This window comes from Collinsella aerofaciens, from assembly GCF_015552075.1.
In the GTDB taxonomy this organism is placed as follows: Bacteria; Actinomycetota; Coriobacteriia; order Coriobacteriales; family Coriobacteriaceae; genus Collinsella; species Collinsella aerofaciens_Y.
In genome coordinates, this window is record NZ_JADNDZ010000106.1 from 1 (window position 1) to 1,390 (window position 1,390).

Genomic DNA, 1,390 nt, shown 5'->3' on the forward strand with positions numbered 1-1,390 from the left:
TCGTGGCCACCATGGTCGTGGGCATCATCGGCGCGTTCTTCGGCGTGCTGGCGTAGGTTCCTGCGTTTTATTCTGCCCCCAAGGGAAACGGCGACCCGCTGCGGTCGCCGTTTTTTATTACCGAAAGCTAGCTGGAGGTGCTTCGTGATTCGATCTGACAATCCGCCCGATAATGGCGTGAGCGGAGCGATGTATCTATTTGGCACGGCGCTCTTGTGGAGTTTTATCGGCATCCTCGTTCGCGCCAATTCGCAGTCAGCTCTTTTGATCGGTGCCGTTACGGCAATATTTATGGCGCTCTTTATCCTGCTCGTCGGCAGGCCCATCCTCCGCGTCAGCCGTCTTATTGTCCTTGTGGCCGTCTGCAACTTCGTGACGGGCACCACGTTTAACTTTGCCAACCAGCTCACGACGGTCGGCAACGCGATCGTCCTGCAGTACACCTCGATGATTTTCGTTATCGTGTATCAATCGCTCGCAACTCGCACGTTGCCCTCGCCTGCGAAGATTGCCTCCGTGGTGGTTGCTTTTACGGGTATGGGACTTTTCTTTTTAGGCGATTTAAGTGCCGAGGGCATGCTCGGCAACCTGCTTGCCGTCATTTCGGGCGCCACCTTTGGGCTGTGTTTCTTTTTGAACTCTCGCCCCGATGCGTCGCCCATGGTGTCCTCGCTCATCTCCTGCGGTATCTCGATGTTGCCGATCGTCTATTTTGCCGGTGCCCTAGACTCCGTGAGACCGTTTGAGTGGGGGCTTATGCTGGTGCACGGCTTTTTTTGCAGTGGCCTTGCGAGCGTGCTGTATGCCAAGGGGATTGCGCGCACTAACGCGTTTGCGGCCAACTTGGTCTGCATGAGCGAGGTCGTGCTCGCTCCCTGCTGGTCGGCGCTCCTCTTTGGCGAGGTCTTTCGCTGGAACGAGTTTTTGGGCGCGGCGATAATCGTTTTGGTGATTGTAGGCAACTTGGCATACGATGCCTTTGGCGATGGCTTTCTGGTGGCGCTTGTCCGCCATCGAAACAAAGAGCGCGCCTGATGGGATACGTCTGCCGTTTACGGTAAAAAACACCCCGCTGAGCGAGTGGTATTAAATAGTAAGAACCTGCATATCTATAATTGGTATCAAATCATTTGTACCTGGCATGGGTGTTCGCAGCACACCAGGTACGCTTCGAGCCGTGTGATCGAACTCCCGGAATTGATATCAACAACGCGCGCGACGGGTGTGACGACGGTTCGATATTCCTTATTGGGAGGAATTATGCTTGTCCAAGCAATCCTCGTCGGCTTAGTCGGAGCGTTTTGATGCCTCGACTACCAGCTCGGCACCCTCTACGCGTTCCGCCCCATCGTCCTGTGCCCGCTCGTGGGCCTGGTGCTGGGGGACCTGC

The 1,390-nt window shown here is 55.8% G+C and carries 1 protein-coding gene and 1 pseudogene; both read left to right on the top strand.

The window, feature by feature from the left end; translation table 11 throughout:
• Nucleotides 1–144: 144 nt before the first annotated feature.
• Nucleotides 145–1,035, top strand: coding sequence for a DMT family transporter (locus tag I2D41_RS08140; RefSeq protein WP_271741684.1), 891 nt, complete (start codon nt 145–147; stop codon nt 1,033–1,035).
• A 225-nt stretch (nt 1,036–1,260) separates the two neighbouring features.
• A pseudogene (locus tag I2D41_RS10250) lies at nt 1,261–1,390 on the top strand (PTS sugar transporter subunit IIC); the annotation flags it as partial.